The sequence below is a fragment of the Erythrobacter sp. NAP1 genome, from assembly GCF_000152865.1.
GTDB lineage: Bacteria > Pseudomonadota > Alphaproteobacteria > Sphingomonadales > Sphingomonadaceae > Erythrobacter.
In genome coordinates this window covers 1,288,008-1,306,515 of sequence record NZ_CH672390.1, presented here as the reverse complement: position 1 = coordinate 1,306,515, position 18,508 = coordinate 1,288,008, and the positions used below count along the sequence as shown (strand labels likewise).

Here is an 18,508-nt window from a genome sequence, read left to right as displayed (position 1 = left end):
TCCGGCCCCTTTCGCAATTCAAGCTTCGAACTTCGCTTACATGCCCGAACCCGGACCGTAAGTGATTTCGACGCGGCGGTTTTGCAGTTCGCGCACACCGTCAGCGGTGGGAACGCGCAGATCGCTTTCGCCGAACGCCTCGCTCGCAATCATGGAACGAGCCACGCCGCGACCGGTCAGGTACTGCTGCACACTCGCGTTGCGACGGGCCGCAAGGTCGAGATTGTAGCTCTGACTGCCGACCGTGTCGGTGTGACCGGCAAGCATCACGCGCGCGCTGCCGCAGTTCGAATAAGCCGTCACGGCATTATCCAAAATGGTCGCAGCTTCCGAAGTGATCGCGCTTTCATCAAAGTCGAAGAAGACGATGTACGGGCCGGTGTTACACGGCGCCGGCTCAGGAGCGGGCGGCGGCGGTGGCGGCGGCGGTGGCGGGGGAGGCGGCGGCGGTGGCGGCGGCGGGGGAGGAGGCGGCGGTGGCGGCGCATCCTGACCACCGAAGTTGAAGGTCAACGTGCCGAGGATCGAGTGCGATTCTTGAAACAGCTCAAGTCCGTTGCCACCAAAGCCTTCGACTTCAACATTGTCGGCGCGGAAGTAGCGATACTTCACGCCCAGATCGACATTGTCAGCGATCGGATAACGAGCGCCGGCGATGCCCTGGTAGGCAAAGGTCGTGTCACTATCGTCAGCGAACACGCCGTTGACCGGATCGCTGAGCTGAAAGCTCACATTGGCAAAACCAGCGCCGCCGCCAACGAAGAACTGCAGGCCGTCATCGTCACCGATGTCGATCATGCCGTTGAGCATTGCGGTCAGGGTGTCTTGAGTGCTGTCGGGACCGGTGCGGAAGCCGCCGGGGACACCGAGAGTGTTGTTCGGGCTGGTCACGACGAAGGTGTCATGATCCTGCGCCTTGTAAGTTGCCTCGGCCTCGAGACGGAACATGCCAAAGTCGTAACCGACCACGGCTTCCAGCTCGATCCCGGTGCCGGTGTTGACGAACGATTCGTTCAGCGGCGGGGTACCCTGGAAGGGTTCGCTCTCGATCTCGATCTGGTCTTCAAAGACGACGCCTCCGCCGATACCGGCGTAGACCTGTCCCTCGCGCGCTTGCGCCGGGACTGCGATGATTGCCGCCGTGCTGGCAAGCAGGATCGCTGTTTTTCTCATTTTTGTCCTCACTATGTATTTGACCAACCACGCAAAAGGGGGATCGTGGCGGTTGCGAGAATAATCCGTGACTTTGTCCAAAGTTCCAAAATTTCTTCGCTCTGTGTGAAATAGTCGGTCGTCAGCCTCATTCTTGCGACCAATGGCATCGGCTCAGGTAATCGCAATGAGGACAATTACTTGGGTCAGACGCGTTTGCGCCCACCGAAAAATGAAGGGGCTGGAATGCTCCGGCCCCTAATGCGAGTTCTATTGATGCCGCTTCTTACATGCCCGAAGCGGGGCCGTAGGTGACCTCAACACGGCGGTTCTGAAGTTCGCGCACGCCGTCCGCGGTGGGAACGCGCGGCTGCGATTCACCGAACGCTTCACCCATGATCCGTGCAGCAGGAATGCCGCGACCGGTCATGTATTCCATCACGCTCATATTGCGGCGCTCGGCCAGAGCCATGTTGTAGCTTACGCTGCCTGACCGGTCTGTATGACCGGCGAGCATCACGCGCGCCATGCCGCAATTCGCATAGGCGGTGATCGCATTGTCGAGGATCGTCGCAGCATCCGCCGTGATCGCGCTCTCATCGAAATCGAAAAACACGATGTAGGGGCCAGTGTTGCACGCCGGAGCAGGCGGCGGGGGCGGAGGAGCAGGCGGCGGTAGCGGCGGTGGGGGAGGCGGAGGAGGAGGCGGCGGGGGCGGAGGAGGCGGCGGGGGCGCAGCCTGACCGCCGAGGTTCCAGATGAGGCTCGCCATAACCGAGTGAGATTGGCAGTCGACCTCGATCGGGTTGCCGTTCGCAGCGTCGATTTCGAACTCGTCCACTACAAAGTAGCGATACTTGAGGCCGACATCCATCCGATCGTTTACGGGAACCCGGAAACCGGCGATTGCCTGGTAAGCGAAGTCGCTGCTGGAGTCGTCGATGAGGCTGCCGAAATTGGCAGGTTCGATCGAAAGGTCGACCCGCGCGATACCGGCACCGCCCCCGGCATAGACTTGAATGCCGTCGTCGTCCCCGAATTCGATCAGCGCATTCACCATGCCACTGATGATATTGATGTCAGCCGATGAGCTTACGAAGCTGACCGGAGTTGTCTGACCGCCTGCAGTGAAGGTCGGGTTGAGCAGGGTAACATCGTCGATGCCATTGTTCTTGTAGGAACCCTCGGCTTCAAGCCGGAACCAACCGAAATCGTATCCGAAGATCACGTCGGCATCGAAACCGAGGTTCGGATCGGCAAAGGCCGCGTTGGTCTGCGGATCGGTATCGGCGAGATCGATGTCGATCTGGTTGCCATCGTTGATGCCCGCTTCGAGACCGACATATGCCTGCCCCTCGCGCGCCTGTGCAGGAGCGGCAATTGCTACCGCAGTGGTAGCAAGCAAAAGTGCTGTTCTTTTCATTGTAACCCTCACTGAGTTTTGAACTCTCTTGTGCGGGTAAGCTGCGCCTATGGCAGGTACATGACGCATTCCTTCACCTTGTCATACATCTGTCCGATGCGAGGATCGCCGATTGCAATGCGCGGGTCTGCGCGCCATGATCCCTCTCGGAGAGAGGCTGCTTTTTGCGGCCGATTATTTTTCAGGAGAGAGAGAAACAACGATGCAGACGCAGAACCTGGGTGCCATGCAGGACTGGAGCATGCGGATCACGTCGGTGATCGACCATGCCGCACGCGAAGCCGGAGCGCGCGAAATCGTCACGCGCTGGGCCGACGGCAGCGAAACCCGCACCAACTGGGCCGGTATCCGCGAAGATGCGCTGAAGATGGCGCAGGCATTGAAGGCTCTTGGCATCAAGCCGGGCGAACGCGTTGCGAGCCTTGCGATGAACCATTCGCGTCACCTCGTAAGCTGGTACGGCGTTGCTGGCATGGGCGGGGTGCTCCACACGGTGAACCCGCGCCTGTTCGAAGATCAGCTCGAATACATCGTCACCCACGCTGAAGACCGCGTGCTGCTTTACGATGCAGCTTTTCAGCCGATCGTCGATGCGATGAAGGACCGCTGGCCCACGGTCGAGCACTACATCTGCTACGATTCCGGCGAGCACACGACCAGCTTCGAGGATTGGATCGGCGAACAGGATGGTGAGACCGAATGGTTCGCCGGAGACGAGCGCGATCCGTGCATGATCTGTTACACCAGCGGCACGACCGGCAATCCCAAGGGCGTCCAGTACGAACATCGCTCCACCGTCATGCACGCCATCAGCGGGCTACAGCCTGCCGCTTTCAACTTCTCGAGTGCCTCGGTGATGCTCCCCGTGGTCCCGATGTTCCACGCGGCCAGCTGGGGGCTGCCCTACGCTGGCGCGATGGCTGGCATTAAGTTCGTGTTCTCGGCGGTCAACGACCCGGCTGTGCTGCACGAGATGATGATCAAGGAGGGTGTCACCGACAGCGCGGGCGTGCCAACCGTCTGGCTCGCTCACTTCCAGTATTGCGACAAGGAAGGCCTCGACCTGCCGCCGCTGAAAGCCGCAACTATCGGCGGTTCGGCTGCCCCCAAGTTCATGATCAAGCGCCTTCTCGAAAACGGAACGCGCGTGCAGCACGCCTGGGGCATGACCGAGACCAGTCCCATCGGCACGGTCGGTGGCCCGACCTGGGACTGGGATACGCTCACGCTTGATGAGAAGGTCGACAAGTGCGCCATGCAGGGGCGCCCCGTTTTCGGCGTCGAGCTGCGCACCGTGGACCTCGACGACATGGCGACCGAATTGCCGCGAGACGGAATGACTTCCGGCGCGCTCCAGATCCGGGGACCATGGATCATCAAGCGCTACTTCAAGGCGGAGCAGGACGCGGTAAACAACGAAGGCTGGTTCGACACTGGCGACGTTGGCATCCTGCACCCGGACGGCACGCTGCAACTCACCGACCGGACCAAGGACGTGATCAAGTCGGGCGGCGAATGGATCAGCTCGGTCGAGCTGGAAAACGCAGCCGTCGGTCACCCTGCCGTCGCCGAGGCGGCGTGCGTCGGCATGTTCCACCCTAAGTGGGACGAGCGCCCGGTGCTGTTCGTCATCAAGAACGAAGGGGCCGAATGCACTGGTGATGATATCATAGAGCACTTGAAGCCGCTCGTCGCGAAGTGGTGGCTGCCCGACGCAGTCGAATTCGTTGACGATATCCCGCACACTGCAACCGGCAAGATCTCGAAGAAAGATCTGCGCGACCGGTTCTCGGACTACAAGCTGGAGGCGTGAGGGCCATGATGAAGAACCGCATCGCAACCCTGTTCGCACCCCTCGCGCTGCTTGCGTGCACCTCCTCGGCAGCGGCAAGCGTCATCGACGTTGCTAAGACACCGTGGTGCGGGTGCTGTGCAGTCTGGGTCGAGCGGATGGAAGCCGCCGGCTTCACGCTCGATGTGCGCAATGTCGAGGATTTGAACCCGATTGCCGACGAAGCTGGCGTGCCGCGAAACCTGCGCGGGTGCCACACCGCTATGGTCGAAGGCTACGTGATCGAGGGGCACGTTCCTGCAGAGGATATCAAGCGGCTACTCGAAGAACGGCCTGACGCGGTCGGACTCAGCGTTCCCGGAATGCCGATTGGCTCGCCCGGAATGGAGCGGGGCAGCCGCGTCGACCGCTATCAGGTCGTGCTGATCATGGCCGATGGACGCCACCGAGTGTGGTCCACCCACGGCCCCTCGCAGTCCTGAACCTGAAGGGGGGCAGTCTCATGGCCAAGAGCTATATCGACCCATCGCCTGCCAATTTTCAGGCGTTCAAGGACCTGCCGCGCGATGAACCGATCCATATGCTCAACCTGCTGCGATATCGCGAACTGGCCGAGTATCCCGAAGGCCATGAACATCACGGCAATGGCTGGAGCGGCAGGCGCGCTTACGAGGAGTACGGCGTAACCTCTGGCCCGATCTTCAGCCGCGTGGGCGGCGAAATCGTCTGGCGCGGTGCTTTCCAGACGATGGTGACAGGGCCGGAGCCTGACGAAAAGGTCTGGCATGACGGCTTTGTCGCGCAATACCCCAATGCGGGCGCTTTCTTCGAGATGATCAAGGACGCCGACTATCAGAAAGCCGTCATCAACCGCACCGCCGCGCTGGTGGACAGCCGCCTGATGCGCTTCCAACCGGGCGAAGTCGGCGGAGGGTTTGGCTAGTCCGAGCCGCTCTCGCAATCGTCTTCCGGCAGGCCGAATGGGGCGATGCGCGGGTTAGAGAACGATCCTTCGTCCGGTGACGCGTCGGGTGTCGAGCGGCCGAGTTGCTCGTTCATTTTCTCGGCCACGTCTGCCGGGACGAGCACGGTGCACAGCTTTTCGACTTCGTCGGTGACGATCACGCCGAAATCTTCGTCGATGGCATCGCGCGGGATGCCGAAACGTTCGGCCACGGCGTCAGGATCAGGCGGGTCTCCATCGAAATGGAACTGCACCATCACCTTGGGTTGATCCTGAGCCATGACCGATCGTCTCTCTTTCAGGGGTGAATGCTAGCCACCACAGCCGCAGTCACCGCCTCCGGATTTGCCGCCGGCAGGCGCGGGCGGCGCGGCGCCGTCTGAGCCCACAAGCGCTTGGTATTGGCCAACATAGTAGAACAGTTCGGCCATTTCTTCCACGCTCAGCTCTTCTAGCGCACTGCCGTCGCTTAGGTCGAGCATGCCCATATCGCCGCTCTGCGCATCGCCATCATACTCGTCGAAGAAGTCGAACTCCGCTTCCTGACCCGGACGCGGCGGGCGCGGCGGAATGGGCGGGATGGGGATGGGACGCGGTGGCCGCGGGATCGGCAGACGCGGACGACACAGCCGCGGGAAACGGCGGCAGATGTCGCGCGGCAGCGGGATCGGGCGACAGATGTGCGGATGCGTGCGGCATATGTCGATGATGATCGGCCGCAAGCGCCTCGCAATCGCGCACCCGTTGACCACGCCATAACCGTGCGAGAAATCATAGCCTCGCGTACCAAGATCCTGCGCGGTGTTGGTGATCAGCTGACGAATGGCTGCCGGGGTCCGCGATGCGTTTCCTGCGACATATGGCCGCTTGGAACGCACCGCCGCAACCACGCCTGCGACAACGGGGCAAGCTGCCGAGGTTCCCCCATCGGCGGCATAAACGCCGGAACCCTGAAAGTGCGTGTATCCGGAGATATCCGGCTTGTTGCGCACGAGACGGCCCGGGCCCTTACTCGAATAGCCGACGCGGGTTTTCGTCGTATCGACACCAGCGACCGAGAGCACCTGCGGGTGGCTGTTTGCGCCATAGATTGCGCGTGAAGTCACACCTCTGCAGCGACCATCGGGGCAGTCGCTTCCGCAATTGCCTGCCGCGAAGAGGATGTCTGCGCCATGGCGGGCCAGGGTGGTCACGATCCGATTGAAGGGGTGGCCGGGATTGTCGCTGTAATTGCCCGGATGACCGACGGGGTAATCCCACGATGGATGGAACATGCCCCAGCTGTTGTTGACCACCAGCGAGCGCGTTTCACCGGGACGGCGCGGAGCGCGCATCACGCGGATAAGGTGCTGGTATGCGCGCACGGCATCGGACAGGAAGCCTTCCATCACCGTGCCGCCAGTCGCCCGCGTTTGAAGCAGGGCGATGTCGAGCAGGGTGCATTTGGGCGCTGCAATACACGCGTCGAAAGCGCACATCGTGCCGTGTCCGACTGGCAGATTGCCCGGCGTTAAACCGGCGCGCGGAACCCAGCTGCGGGCCGCATCGAAACCGGGATTTTTCCCCTTCGAGCGGATATGCGCCATGTTGATGCCGCTATCGACAATCGCGACGAGCACGCCTTCACCGTTTGCTCCCATGCGGTGCAGGGTGCTGGTGCAAAGCAGCCGCTCAACCGTCCGGTCGTTTCCCTGCGGAGGCGATCCGGGGCAAATGAGGCATGGCTCGATCGTGACGTCGGAATAGACGCCCCGAACACCTGGCTTCTTCATCAGCTCCTTCGCCGCCTTTTCAGCATCGTCGGAATCGACGTCGCAGCGCATGAGGTAAGTGGTTTCGACCGAGGGTTGAGCATCGAACCCGTCGTCTTCTATGGAGACGTTCTCGCCGTCCTCTTCGGACGCCATGTCAAAGCCGAAATCGTCGTCGAAGGCAGCAAAGCGTGCTTCGCCTGCTCCGCCGGCAAGATCGGTCATTTCCGTCACGCCGAAGTCGGTATCCAACGTGATGCTGGAGACGTCATCTGCCGCAGTGACCGTCTTTGATTTCTTCATCGCCTTTTCGGTGGCGGCACCGGCTTCGAATTTGCCTGTAGAAGCTGCCGCGAGGCCGCGATCCTCTTCCATTTCGATAAGAAGTTTTACTAAGCTCATGATCCTGTTCCTGTTTTTGGTTTTGTAGAACAAGTGATTGAGCGACCTTTATTGTTCCCTCTCATTGCAATCACGAATAGGCCATCGCTCCCAAAATCTGTGGGAAGTTAAGTTCAATGCTTTCCAAATGACCGACTCGGATATTACGAGTTTCCATTCTGGGAAGATGGTATGGAATCGACAATTGTCTGAATATTGTTAGAAAATGTTAGTTTACAGTTATATTAACTAAACTACATTTCGATTCCGCTTCGTCTTGTCTTGGCCAAATCTTACGCTGCTTTTCTGACATATATCGCGTCGGCCTTACGAACCGGCGGCCTAGGCCATCTGGCGCTAGCTGATCGAAATTGCCCGACACCGCTCTCTTGGCTAGTCTTGTGTGACCTCACAGCCAGTGTAGAGAAATGAATGCCCACCGTTGCCGTCGCCACCGATTTCAGTCCCAGAGCAGACAGGGCGGTGGATCGCGCAAAGCTTCTGCAAAAGCAGATGGGCGGCAAATTGCTGGTCATCCATGCGACCAATCAGGCGGCAGACGATCAGCCGGACATGGATGACCTCACTCGCAGAATGCGTCTTTCCACCGGGCTTGAGGCCTCTGATGGCGACGTGCAGTTTCTGTTCCCAAGCGGTGCGCCGACCAAGGCGATTGCTCATTCGTGCGAGAAGCATGACGTGGATCTGCTGGTCCTGGGACCGGCGCGATACAATACACTCGGCGACTACTTTCTTGGCACAGCGGTCGACTACATCCTTCGATCGACCACCAAACCCGTTCTCGTGGTCAAGATGCGCGCCCACGCAGATTATCGCGAAATCGTGGCCGGTACCGACTTCTCTCCCGGCTCAGCGCACGCGATACTTACCGCAGCGCGAATGTTTCCCGAAGCCAAGGTGCATGTTGTCAACGCGTGGCAGGTTCCATTTCAGGCATTCAACAAAGACGCTTACGCTGCCGAAGAGGTCGAGCGCGATCACAAGAACAAGCTCGCTGAATTCATGGCTGGACTTGCAGAGCGAGAAGGGCGGCTTGCCGACGCAACAAGCGAAACGAACCGCGGCGATGCGTGCGATGCCCTTCGAAAGGGGCTCGAGGTAAACCCGAACGCGCTAGTGGTTCTTGGCAGCCACGGGACAAGCGGTTTCAGGCAGGCAACCATCGGCAGCGTTACCAGCGACCTCTTGCGATATCTCGAAGCCGATACACTGGTAATCAACTCTGCGGACGCAGAGTAGCGACGCCTCGAAAGACGAAGGCACTAGTGTGCGTTAAAAGAATTACGCGCGGCGTTCCTCACCAGAACGGCGGACGTGCTTTCGGCGATCCGGGCCGTCGTAGGGGATCTTCGCTTTGCGGCGGTCTCCCGAACGGCGATCCGAGCTACGGCGGTCAGTTGCGCTATCGTCACTGAAGGTTTGGTTTGTAGTCATCGTCGTCTTCCCAATTGCACCGATGGTGTTTGACGATGGCAATTAGAAACGGAATTAAGTTAATCTTGCGTAAAAGACCCGTAGAAATACAGTATAAGACCGAATAGTGACATTCATCCAGTCTTAAAATAGTCGCAGTTGGCCGCCCAATTCCGGCGGTCTGAACTGCGAGCAATCGAGATCGAATTGCGCCTTGCCGTTGCCTATTCCCGCTCTCTTGCAGGCGACGCGGAAGCGGGTTCGCAGAAGGTCAGCCCAAACGCCAGAGGGCTTCATCCGGGTGAAAAAGTCAGGATCGTTGTCACGGCCATTCCTGATGGATCGCACGATGCTCATCACCTTGCCCGCACGTTCCGGGTAATGAACATCGAGCCATTCGCGAAACAATGGCGAAACCTCATGCGGAAGGCGCAAAGGGATCCATCCAACGCTTTTGACGCCGAGCGCCGCAACCCGCTCGATAATGCTCTCCATGAACTCATCAGTGATCGCAGGGATGATCGGGGAGATAGAGCAATGCACCGGCACCCCGATCTCGATCAGCTTGCCAAGCGCCGCCACGCGTTTCGCCGGGGTAGGGCAGCGCGGTTCGAGCTTGCTTGAGAGTACCGGGTCTAGCGTCGTGACCGAGATCGCGACGGCTACAAGGCTGCGGCTCGCCATCTCCTCAAGCAGGTCAGCGTCCCGCGTTACTCGGTCGGACTTCGTCGTGATCGTGACCGGATGCCGCGCTTCGAGGCACACTTCGAGAATTTCGCGCGTGATGCGGTAACGCTTCTCGATTGGCTGATACGGATCGGTGTTGGTCCCGAGCGCAATCGGCTGCGGTTTGTATTTGCGTTTGGCCAGCGTCTCTCGAAGAAGTTCAGCCGCGTTGGGCTTTGCGAACAGCTGTGTTTCAAAGTCGAGGCCGGGTGAGAGATCGTGATAGGCGTGGGTAGGGCGCGCGAAGCAATAGATGCAGCCATGTTCGCAACCGCGATAGGCGTTGATGGAACGGTCGAAGGGGACATCCGGCGATTTGTTAAAGGTGAGGATCGTTTGAGGTCGCTCCTCGGTCACAGTCGTGCGCAGCTTTACCGGCGGTCCGTCGAGTGATTCCATATGTTCGCGCCAGTCTCCATCCAGCTCACGTGTGGCGAGGCCAAAGCGTGTCGAGACACCGCCAGAGGCGGCACCTCGACCGCGCTCGAAATCGGGATGGTCGGGGGAACGCATGGGTGGAACATATAAAGAACATGCGCGCGTTTGTCACCCGATTTCGCTTTCCTACATGGTGCGCGAAAGGGCATGAGGCAGACCCTCGAAGTTGCCATTTGAAAGGAGGACGGATTTTAGCCCTAGGACCGTGTAACATGCGGTCCACTTCTCAGATAAGGCGCTGAAAACGCTGGGTTTCAGGATTCGCGAAGTCGCGGCATCAATTCGACGAAATTGCAGGGCCTGTTGCGGCTGTCGAGCTGCTCGACAAGGATGCCGTCCCAGCCATCCTTGACCGCTCCATTAGAGCCGGGAAGTGCAAAGATGTAAGTGCCCCTTGCGACGATGGCGCAGGCGCGCGACTGCACGGTACTGGTTCCGATGGACTTGTAGCTGATCCAGCGAAACAGCTCGCCAAAGCCGGGAATGTCGCGCCCGCCGTCGATACGCGAGAGCGCTTCAGGGGTGACGTCGCGGCCGGTGAGGCCAGTGCCTCCGGTCGAGATGATCGTGTCGATGTTGGGATTGTCGATCCAGCTTTCGATCTCGTCGACCAGCAGGATCGCATCGTCCTTGATGATGGCGCGTTCGGCGATGGTGTGACCGGCGGCTTCGATCCTTGCTGCAAGAATGTCGCCGGAGGTGTCGTTATCGCGGGTCCGCGTGTCAGAGACGGTCAGGACAGCGATGTTGATCGGAGTAAAGGGTAGGGTCTCGTCAATCGCCATTCTGTCGATCTGTCCTTATCGCTCGAGGCTCGCGGAGCGCGAATGGTATGCGCCGGGGAACACAGGCCACTCACTTTGTGCGAGGGCGCGGCGACTGGGCGAGGTAACGCCGGCGGCCCGCTCGTACATCCAGTAGTTGCGCATCACGATCGAGACATAACCGCGCGTCTCCCAATAGGGGATCGACTCCATCCAGAGCAGCGGATCGCCCTGATCGTTGATCTCGGAATTCCAGCGGCTGACCGGAGTGAGGCCTGCATTGTAGGCCGCCATGATCTTGGGCAGCAGTCCCTGCGTCGCCGGATTGTCGCGCAGCATCTCGAGGTTGCGCTGACCGAATGCGAGGTTCACCTCGGGGTCGTTGAGGTCGACGTAGGATGCGCTCATGTTGAGGCGCGGGGCGTGCTGGCGAACAGTGATCGGGGTGATCTGCATGAGGCCGCGCGCATTGGCGGGGCTGACAGCGCGGGTGCGGAAGCCGGACTCCTGGAGGGCATGGGCGAAGGCAAGCGAAGGATCGACCCGCCATCCGGTGCGTGGCTGCCATCCAGCTACTGGATACAGCAAGGAGCGATCCGCTCGAACTCCGTATGGGGTGTAGTGGGCCATGAACAGCTGCGTCGAAGGCAATCCAAGCGTGCGAGCAAGACGCGCGATAGCGGGATAGTCCTGCGCCCGTCCGATCCGCGCTTCGTGGCGAAGAACTTCATCGGCAAGGCCCGGTCGACCGATCTCGATCAGGGCTGCAGCGATGCGCACGTTCTTGCGGTCGGAAATCGCGTTCCAGTCGGCGCTGTCAAAAGGCTCAGTCGGTGCGGCTGTCGGCACCTCGATGCCCAGCTGGTCGATTGCGAGCATTCCGTAGAGCGTCTCATCATAGCGGGACGCGGCATCGAGGTGGCGCTGTGCACGATCTGGCTCGCCGCACCGTACAAGCGAGCGGTAAGCCCAGTAATGGGCAGCAGATGTGAGTTCGACATTGGTCGATTGGTACGCGGCACGCTCGAAGGCATCCGCCGCAATCGAGCAATCGCCAAGGCGCCAGGATGCAAGGCCTGCGACCCATTCGCCTTCAGCAACCCAGGAACCCGAACCTTCGGAAACCGTCTGCGCGAGCATGAGCGCGTTCCGGTCGTCGTTCTCGATATAGTAGCTCCACGCCACACGCTGCCGCCACTCGGCACGCGCTTCTGCGCTTAGGAATGGATCTATCTCGACAAGCTGCGCATGCGCGCCAACCGGGTCATCATTGCGGATTGCGCTGAGGATCGCATCCTTGGAGCGCGGTGTGATTGAACCGTCGTCGACGGTGCGCGGGCGAATGCGCTTGGTGGCGGAGGGCTGGCGCGCAAAGCTCTGCGCTTCGGGAAATTGAGGAAGCCATTCAAGCCCGCGATTGGCGCCGATCCGGCCCAGTTGCTCTGCCTGCGGAAGCTCGACGCCGTCCTCGAACCATTGCGCAACTTGCTCAGATGACACTCGCGGGCTGTTAGCGTGGGTGTAGAACTCAGCCAATGCGAGCTGATTGAGGAGGCCATTGTCACGGCGTTCTAGCAGCGTACGGACCTCGTCCCATTGCTGGTTATCGATCGCGGCAAAAAGCGAGCGGTAATGCGCGCGTTCTTCGTCGCTCAGGACTTGAGGTACTGCGGCCCTTGCTGCGTCGGCGCGCTCATATTGCGCCACCATGCTAGAGGATTGCGCAAAGGCAGCTGGAACAAGGGCGAAAGTGGAAGCCGCAGCGAACCCAACAATTGAGGCTCGCAAACCGTTATTGATCATAGATCGGCTGACCATTCCATCCATCTCCGCCAAAATCTGGCCTTGAGGCGGGGCATTGCCATCATGGCATCGAGCCCCTCGCTCACCATCAGCGGTACACTTCGCTTCTCATGGTTGATTTCGCGTAAAGACGATACGTCTTTCGTTAACTCGTGCCCTAATAGCGGCGGGATGCTCGAACCGAAGGCAATCAGGCGCTTGGGGGCGACGAGGCTGATGTGGTGGAGCGTGACAGCGTCCATTCCCGCGGCGGCAATCGTGGCTGCATCGGCCATCGGCGTGTGCCGGGGCAGAGCGGATGCAAGATAGACGGCATCTTCGGGCAATCTCATCGCTGTCAGGATACGGTCGAGCAATTGGCCGCACGTGCCGTTCAGGAGCCTGTCGCTGTCTCGTTCTTCGGGATCTAGGACCAGTACCATCAATTCGGGCTTAGCAGCGCCTCGCGGCGGAACCCGACCACGCGGACCGATGGTGTCTAGGCCGGGCGTTTCGAGCCAGAACTGGCGGAAATTATCAAGATCTGCTGGCGGATTGGGCCCAAGCAGATCACTACGCTGAATTTTAGGAGTAGGTGCCGGAACAGGCTCTGACGACGCAGATTTCGCGCTTGGCGACGCTGTCGGCGCCGTGTCAACCGCTGGAACTGCATCGGTGCTACCAAGCCATGACGTAGCGTCCTCGGCGAAGTTGCAATCGACACCTGCCATTCGCCACCAGTCTAGCGTGGCATCGAGTTGGTCTTTCAGGGAGGATGCAGGTGCGTTCATAGTCTTGAAGGCAGGCCTTGACTGTCGGACCCCTCGTTAGCAAGTGCATTGCGACAGATATGCGCAAACGGGTGCGCACAACTACATTGGGGTACAAAAGCCGATGAGCGAACGCGAATCAATGCCATGCGACGTCGTGATTGTGGGTGGCGGGCCGGCCGGCCTGTCAGCTGCGATCAAACTCAAGCAGATCAATGAAGAGCTTGAGGTTGTCGTATTGGAGAAAGGCTCCGAGATCGGAGCGCACATTCTCTCAGGCGCGGTCGTCGATCCCAAGGCGCTGAACGAGCTGTTCCCCGATTGGCGCGACATGGATTGCCCGATGGCAGAAACGCCGGTGACCGATAACTGGCACTGGGTGCTTTCAAAGAGCGGCAAGACTTCGCTCCCGCACGCGATAATGCCTCCGCTGATGAGCAACCACGGCTGTTACACCGGATCGCTCGGCAACATGACCCGCTGGCTTGGTGAACAGGCCGAAGCTCTCGGCGTGATGGTGTTCCCCGGCTTCCCGGCTTCCGCTCCGATCTTCGATGAGCAGGGCCGCGTCTCTGGCGTTATTACACAGGACATGGGCGTTGCCGCCGATGGTTCGCACAAGCCTGATTACCAGCCCGGGATGGAAATCCACGCCAAATACACGCTCTTTGCAGAGGGCGCGCGCGGATCGCTCACCAAGTTGATGAAGGCGAAGTACGACCTTGAGGCCGATTGTCAGCCGCAGGTCTACGGCCTTGGCATCAAGGAGCTGTGGGATATCGATCCGAGCAAGCATGTGCCGGGCCGCGTGATCCACACGCAAGGCTGGCCGCTCACCGAAAGCGATAGCTGGGGCGGGGGCTTCCTCTACCACCAGGCGAACGGTCAGGTGGCGCTCGGCTTCGTGACCGCGCTCGATTACAAGAACCCGTGGGTTTCGCCTTACCAAGAGTTTCAGCGCTGGAAGCAGCATCCTGCGATCCGCGATTATCTCGAAGGCGGCACACGCGTCGCTTACGGCGCACGCGCCATCAACGAGGGCGGCTGGCAGTCAGTGCCGAAGCTTGCCTTCCCGGGCGGCGCCTTGATCGGTTGCGCGGCTGGCTTCGTCAACGTGCCGCGCATCAAGGGTAGCCACACCGCGATGAAGAGCGGCATGCTGGCAGCCGAGAGCATTGCCGCTGCGATTGCGGCTGGCGACGAAAAGACCGAGCTGATGGATTACGACAGTGCGGTGCGTTCCAGCTGGATCGCCGACGAACTCAAGAAGGTTCAGAACGCTCAGCCCGCCGTTGCCAAGTATGGCGGCGATATCGGCACCGCACTTGCCGGGATCGATATGTGGATGCGCACGCTCAAGATCGGCCTTCCGATCAGCATGAAGCATCACAAGGACCACACCATGACGGGCCGCGCCGATCTCTACCCGAAGATCGACTATCCCAAGCCCGATGGTGAAATCAGCTTCGATCGCCTCACTAACGTCGCCTTCAGCTTCACCAACCATGCGGAGGACCAACCGGTCCACTTGCAGGTCGGCGACCGCGACTTGCAGCGCGAAAGCGAGCTTAAGGTCTTCGGCGGCCCCTCGGCGCGGTACTGTCCGGCGGGTGTCTATGAGTGGATCGAGGAGGAGGGCAAGGAGCCCAAGTTCCAGATCAACTCTCAGAACTGCGTCCACTGTAAGACGTGCGACATCAAGGACCCGAACCAGAACATCAACTGGGTGACCCCGGAAGGCGGGGGCGGGCCAAACTACCCGAATATGTGACGCGCCTCTTGGCGATCACCGAAACCGCATATGCCAAGATCAACCTCGCGCTGCATGTCCGCAGGCGGCGTGAGGATGGTTATCATGAGCTTGAGACGCTGTTCGCCTTCGTCGATGCAGGCGATGTGCTTAGTGCGCGAGTGTCTGACCAGGACCGGGTGACCACGCTGGGTGAGTTTGCAGGCGGGATCGACGACCCGCTCGACAACCTCGTTGCCAAAACGCTCGCGGTGCTTTCCCGAGCTCAGGGGCTCGATATCACCCTTGAGAAGAACCTGCCTGTCGCGGCGGGTCTCGGCGGCGGATCTGCCGATGCGGGCGCTGTTTTCAGGTTGGTAGAGCAAATGCATGGCTTGCCTGACGATTGGCAGTCTCGCGCTGCAAAGCTCGGTGCTGACGTGCCGTGCTGTGTACGAAGTGAAACGGTGGTTGGGCGAGGCACCGGGACCGAACTGGAGCGCGCTCCACAGGATCTGGCAGGTACGCCCGTGCTCTTGGTCAATCCGCGTGTTCCACTAGCCACCGGCCCAGTTTTCAAGGCGTGGGATGGCCGCGACCGTGGCGCGTTGCCTGAAGGCTCGGCCCGCGAGATCGCCCTCGAAGGGCGCAATGATCTCACCACGCCCGCGCTCGAATTGTGCCCTCCCATCAGCGATGTGCTAGACGCACTCGCGAATGGCGAAGCATGGCTCTCCCGCATGTCGGGATCAGGAGCCACCTGTTTTGCATTGTATGACGATGAAGCCGCGCGCGATCACGCTGCCGAGCGGCTTAGAAAAAAGCGCCCCGACTGGTGGCTGCTAACAGGGAAATTGAGATGATCGACGGACAGGTGTTCAAGCAAATTGGCGACTTGAAGCGAGGCGGGCTGGTCTGCGTGGCAGATCATGCGTCGAGCTTCGTGCCCGAAGACCTTCCGCTTGGAATTCCTGCCGATCAGGCGGAAACGCATATCGGAGTGGACATCGGCGTCGCCGGTGTTGCCGCACGAATGGCTCGGCGGCACGGTATTCCTGCTCACATGGCGCTTATCAGCCGTCTGGTGGTGGATCTGCACCGTGAGGAAGACCATCCCAAGGTCGTCCCGACCGAAAGTGATGGGCACTTGATCCCTGGCAATATCGGCGCGGACGTCGAGGCACGTCTGGATCGATATCACCGGCCCTATCACGAAGCCTTGGCCAAATGGTTGGACGAGGCGGCCCCCGAGCTCATCATCTCGCTCCACAGCTTCACGCCTCAGCTGGAGACCAGCACTGAGGAACGTCCTTGGGAAGTTGGCCTTCTCTACAATGAAGATGACCGCGCCGCTCGCCATGCCATCCGGCTTTTCGGAGAACTGGGCCTGAATGTAGGCGACAACGAGCCGTACTCGGGCAAGGAACTCAACGCGACGATGAACCGGCATGCGGAGGCGCATGGGCGTCCCTATTGCGCAGTCGAGGTCAGACAGGATCTGATTTCCAACCGCGCAGACCAGGCGCGCTGGGCTGCCATGATCGCCGATGTGTGTGGAAGGGTTGCGCTCGCGCTCGACTAGCGGCACAGGCTGTTACGCGGATCGAACTCTACGGGAAACAAAATGTCCTTCGATAAGTCCAAGTTGCCAAGCCGCCATGTCTCGGTCGGGCCTGAACGCGCGCCCCACCGTTCCTACTATTACGCGATGGGCATGACCGAGGAAGAAATCGCACGCCCCTTCGTCGCTGTGGCCAGTGCTGGTAACGATTCCGCGCCGTGCAACACAACGCTCGATCCGCAGGCGAATATCTGTCGCGAAGGCGTCATTGCGGGGGGAGGGACCCCGCGCCGCTTCAACACCATCACGGTTACGGACGGGATCGCGATGGGCCATCAGGGCATGAAGAGCTCGCTGGTAAGTCGCGAGGTCATTGCGGACTCCGTCGAGCTTTCGGTGCGCGGTCATTGTTACGATGCGCTTGTAGGATTTGCCGGATGCGACAAAAGCCTGCCCGGGATGATGATGGCCATGCTGCGGCTGAACGTGCCGAGCATCTTTGTCTATGGCGGCTCGATCCTCCCAGGCACTCATCGCGGCAAGGACGTGACGGTCGTCGATGTGTTCGAAGCCGTGGGCCAGCATGCTGCCGGGAATTGCCCGCTTCAGGAGTTGATCGAGCTCGAAAAGGTTGCCTGTCCCGGACACGGAGCCTGTGGCGGCCAGTTCACAGCCAATACGATGGCCTGCGTGGGTGAGGCAATCGGATTGTCATTGCCGAACAGCAACATGGCTCCTGCTCCTTACAGATCGCGTGAAGAAATCGCTCGCGCCGCGGGCGAGCAGGTGATGATACTGCTTAAGCAAAATCTGCGCCCACGCGACATCTGCACGCGCGCGGCCTTTGAAAACGCGGCCCGCGTTGTCGCCGCAACCGGCGGTTCTACCAATGCCGCTCTGCACCTTCCTGCCATGGCGAGCGAATGCGGGATTGATTTCGATCTTTTCGACGTTGCGGAGATCTTCAAATCGACACCCTACATCGCCGACCTGAAGCCCGGCGGTAAGTACGTCGCAAAGGACATGCACGAAGCGGGCGGCGTCTACATGGGCATGAAGACACTGCTCGAAGGAGGGTTCCTCGATCCCGGGCCGATGACTGTGACCGGCAAGACGCTGGGCGAGAACATCGAGGAGATCACCTGGAACCCCGATCAAAAGGTATTCTACGACGTAAAGAACCCGATCACCCCGACCGGCGGTGTGGTTGGGCTTAAGGGCTCGCTCGCGCCCGAAGGTGCGATCGTAAAGGTTGCCGGGATGGAACGTTTGCAATTCACCGGCACGGCTCGCGTATTCGAATGCGAGGAAGATGCCTTCGAGGCGGTCGAGAAGCGCGACATTGTCGAAGGCAGCGTCATCGTCATCCGCTACGAAGGCCCCAAGGGTGGACCTGGAATGCGCGAGATGCTCGCCACCACCGCTGCGCTTTACGGCCAGGGTATGGGTGAGAAAGTCGCCCTCATCACAGATGGGCGGTTCTCAGGCGCTACGCGTGGTTTCTGTATCGGCCATGTCGGCCCTGAAGCCGCGGATGGCGGACCGATCGCTCTCGTCGAGGATGGCGACACGATCAGCATCGATGCCGAGCTTGGCACGATCGACCTGGAGGTCGACCAAAGCGTGCTTGAAGAACGCCGAAAAGCATGGAAGCCGCGTACGAACGATTATCAGTCGGGGGCGCTGTGGCGTTACGCGCAGAATGTCGGGTCCGCACGAAACGGAGCGCTCACTCACCCGGGCGCCAAGTCTGAGACCCATGTGTTTGCGGACATCTAGCATAGCCTTGAGCACGTTCGCTCTTGCCGCCTGCGGCACTGGAAGTCCTGCGCCACAAGGGG

At 60.2% G+C, this 18,508-nt stretch carries 17 protein-coding genes; 8 read left to right on the top strand and 9 right to left on the bottom strand.

All coding sequences use genetic code 11. From position 1 onward, the window contains the following. Nucleotides 1–36 precede the first annotated feature (36 nt). A complete protein-coding gene (locus NAP1_RS06155; protein WP_007164382.1) occupies nucleotides 37–1,173 on the bottom strand; it encodes an OmpA family protein in 1,137 nt (378 codons plus the stop codon). 265 nt (nucleotides 1,174–1,438) lie between these two features. Continuing rightward, nucleotides 1,439–2,575, bottom strand: a complete 1,137-nt coding sequence (locus NAP1_RS06150) for an OmpA family protein (protein WP_007164381.1) — start codon at nucleotides 2,573–2,575, stop codon at nucleotides 1,439–1,441. Nucleotides 2,576–2,777: 202 nt separating this feature from the next. On the opposite strand from NAP1_RS06150, the gene NAP1_RS06145 reads away from it, so the two are divergent. The 3 genes from NAP1_RS06145 to NAP1_RS06135 are packed head-to-tail and all read left to right on the top strand — an operon-like array spanning nucleotide 2,778 to nucleotide 5,310. Next, nucleotides 2,778–4,388 (top strand): long-chain fatty acid--CoA ligase, encoded by a 1,611-nt coding sequence (locus NAP1_RS06145; RefSeq protein ID WP_040464774.1) that lies wholly within the window; start codon nucleotides 2,778–2,780, stop codon nucleotides 4,386–4,388. Between the two features lie 5 nt (nucleotides 4,389–4,393). Further along, nucleotides 4,394–4,849 (top strand): DUF411 domain-containing protein, encoded by a 456-nt coding sequence (locus NAP1_RS06140; RefSeq protein WP_007164379.1) that lies wholly within the window; start codon nucleotides 4,394–4,396, stop codon nucleotides 4,847–4,849. A gap of 20 nt (nucleotides 4,850–4,869) precedes the next feature. Beyond that, a complete protein-coding gene (locus tag NAP1_RS06135) occupies nucleotides 4,870–5,310 on the top strand; it encodes a DUF1330 domain-containing protein (protein ID WP_007164378.1) in 441 nt (146 codons plus the stop codon). Here NAP1_RS06135 and NAP1_RS06130 read toward each other — a convergent pair. Together NAP1_RS06130 and NAP1_RS15850 are read right to left on the bottom strand one after the other, a co-directional pair. Further along, nucleotides 5,307–5,612, bottom strand: a complete 306-nt coding sequence (locus tag NAP1_RS06130) for a hypothetical protein (RefSeq protein WP_007164377.1) — start codon at nucleotides 5,610–5,612, stop codon at nucleotides 5,307–5,309. The two genes, NAP1_RS06135 and NAP1_RS06130, sit on opposite strands and share 4 nt — an antisense overlap. A gap of 30 nt (nucleotides 5,613–5,642) precedes the next feature. Next, nucleotides 5,643–7,484 carry a S8 family serine peptidase gene (locus tag NAP1_RS15850; RefSeq protein ID WP_199796965.1) on the bottom strand — a complete coding sequence of 614 codons (1,842 nt, stop codon included), beginning with the start codon at nucleotides 7,482–7,484 and terminating at the stop codon, nucleotides 5,643–5,645. Between the two features lie 411 nt (nucleotides 7,485–7,895). Here NAP1_RS15850 and NAP1_RS06120 point away from each other — a divergent pair, with 411 nt between their 5' ends. Beyond that, on the top strand, nucleotides 7,896–8,723 hold the full coding sequence (locus NAP1_RS06120; RefSeq protein ID WP_007164375.1) for a universal stress protein: 828 nt from the start codon (nucleotides 7,896–7,898) through the stop codon (nucleotides 8,721–8,723). 42 nt (nucleotides 8,724–8,765) lie between these two features. Here the strand turns inward: NAP1_RS06120 and NAP1_RS16445 are convergent, their stop codons facing one another. The 5 genes from NAP1_RS16445 to NAP1_RS16440 all read right to left on the bottom strand — a co-directional run bounded on the left by NAP1_RS16445 (nucleotide 8,766) and on the right by NAP1_RS16440 (nucleotide 13,398). Beyond that, nucleotides 8,766–8,918: a hypothetical protein gene (locus NAP1_RS16445; RefSeq protein ID WP_156777211.1), complete on the bottom strand. Its 153-nt coding sequence runs from the start codon at nucleotides 8,916–8,918 to the stop codon at nucleotides 8,766–8,768. Nucleotides 8,919–9,041: 123 nt separating this feature from the next. After that, nucleotides 9,042–10,136, bottom strand: coding sequence for a PA0069 family radical SAM protein (locus NAP1_RS06115; RefSeq protein ID WP_007164374.1), 1,095 nt, complete (start codon nucleotides 10,134–10,136; stop codon nucleotides 9,042–9,044). A gap of 179 nt (nucleotides 10,137–10,315) precedes the next feature. Beyond that, a complete protein-coding gene (gene moaB / locus NAP1_RS06110) occupies nucleotides 10,316–10,846 on the bottom strand; it encodes a molybdenum cofactor biosynthesis protein B (protein ID WP_007164373.1) in 531 nt (176 codons plus the stop codon). A 15-nt stretch (nucleotides 10,847–10,861) separates the two neighbouring features. Beyond that, nucleotides 10,862–12,535, bottom strand: coding sequence for a lytic transglycosylase domain-containing protein (locus tag NAP1_RS06105; protein WP_007164372.1), 1,674 nt, complete (start codon nucleotides 12,533–12,535; stop codon nucleotides 10,862–10,864). Between the two features lie 89 nt (nucleotides 12,536–12,624). After that, on the bottom strand, nucleotides 12,625–13,398 hold the full coding sequence (locus tag NAP1_RS16440; RefSeq protein WP_156777210.1) for a hypothetical protein: 774 nt from the start codon (nucleotides 13,396–13,398) through the stop codon (nucleotides 12,625–12,627). A 103-nt stretch (nucleotides 13,399–13,501) separates the two neighbouring features. Between NAP1_RS16440 and NAP1_RS06095 the strand changes: the two genes are divergently transcribed. The 4 genes from NAP1_RS06095 to ilvD are packed head-to-tail and all read left to right on the top strand — an operon-like array spanning nucleotide 13,502 to nucleotide 18,446. Then, nucleotides 13,502–15,148, top strand: a complete 1,647-nt coding sequence (locus NAP1_RS06095) for an electron transfer flavoprotein-ubiquinone oxidoreductase (protein WP_007164370.1) — start codon at nucleotides 13,502–13,504, stop codon at nucleotides 15,146–15,148. Between the two features lie 8 nt (nucleotides 15,149–15,156). Then, nucleotides 15,157–15,969 carry a 4-(cytidine 5'-diphospho)-2-C-methyl-D-erythritol kinase gene (locus NAP1_RS06090; RefSeq protein ID WP_040464770.1) on the top strand — a complete coding sequence of 271 codons (813 nt, stop codon included), beginning with the start codon at nucleotides 15,157–15,159 and terminating at the stop codon, nucleotides 15,967–15,969. Beyond that, a complete protein-coding gene (locus NAP1_RS06085; protein WP_007164368.1) occupies nucleotides 15,966–16,688 on the top strand; it encodes an N-formylglutamate amidohydrolase in 723 nt (240 codons plus the stop codon). The genes NAP1_RS06090 and NAP1_RS06085 overlap by 4 nt, the downstream gene beginning before the upstream one ends. Nucleotides 16,689–16,730: 42 nt before the next feature. Further along, on the top strand, nucleotides 16,731–18,446 hold the full coding sequence (gene ilvD / locus NAP1_RS06080) for a dihydroxy-acid dehydratase (RefSeq protein ID WP_007164367.1): 1,716 nt from the start codon (nucleotides 16,731–16,733) through the stop codon (nucleotides 18,444–18,446). The last annotated feature ends 62 nt before the right edge of the window (nucleotides 18,447–18,508 follow it).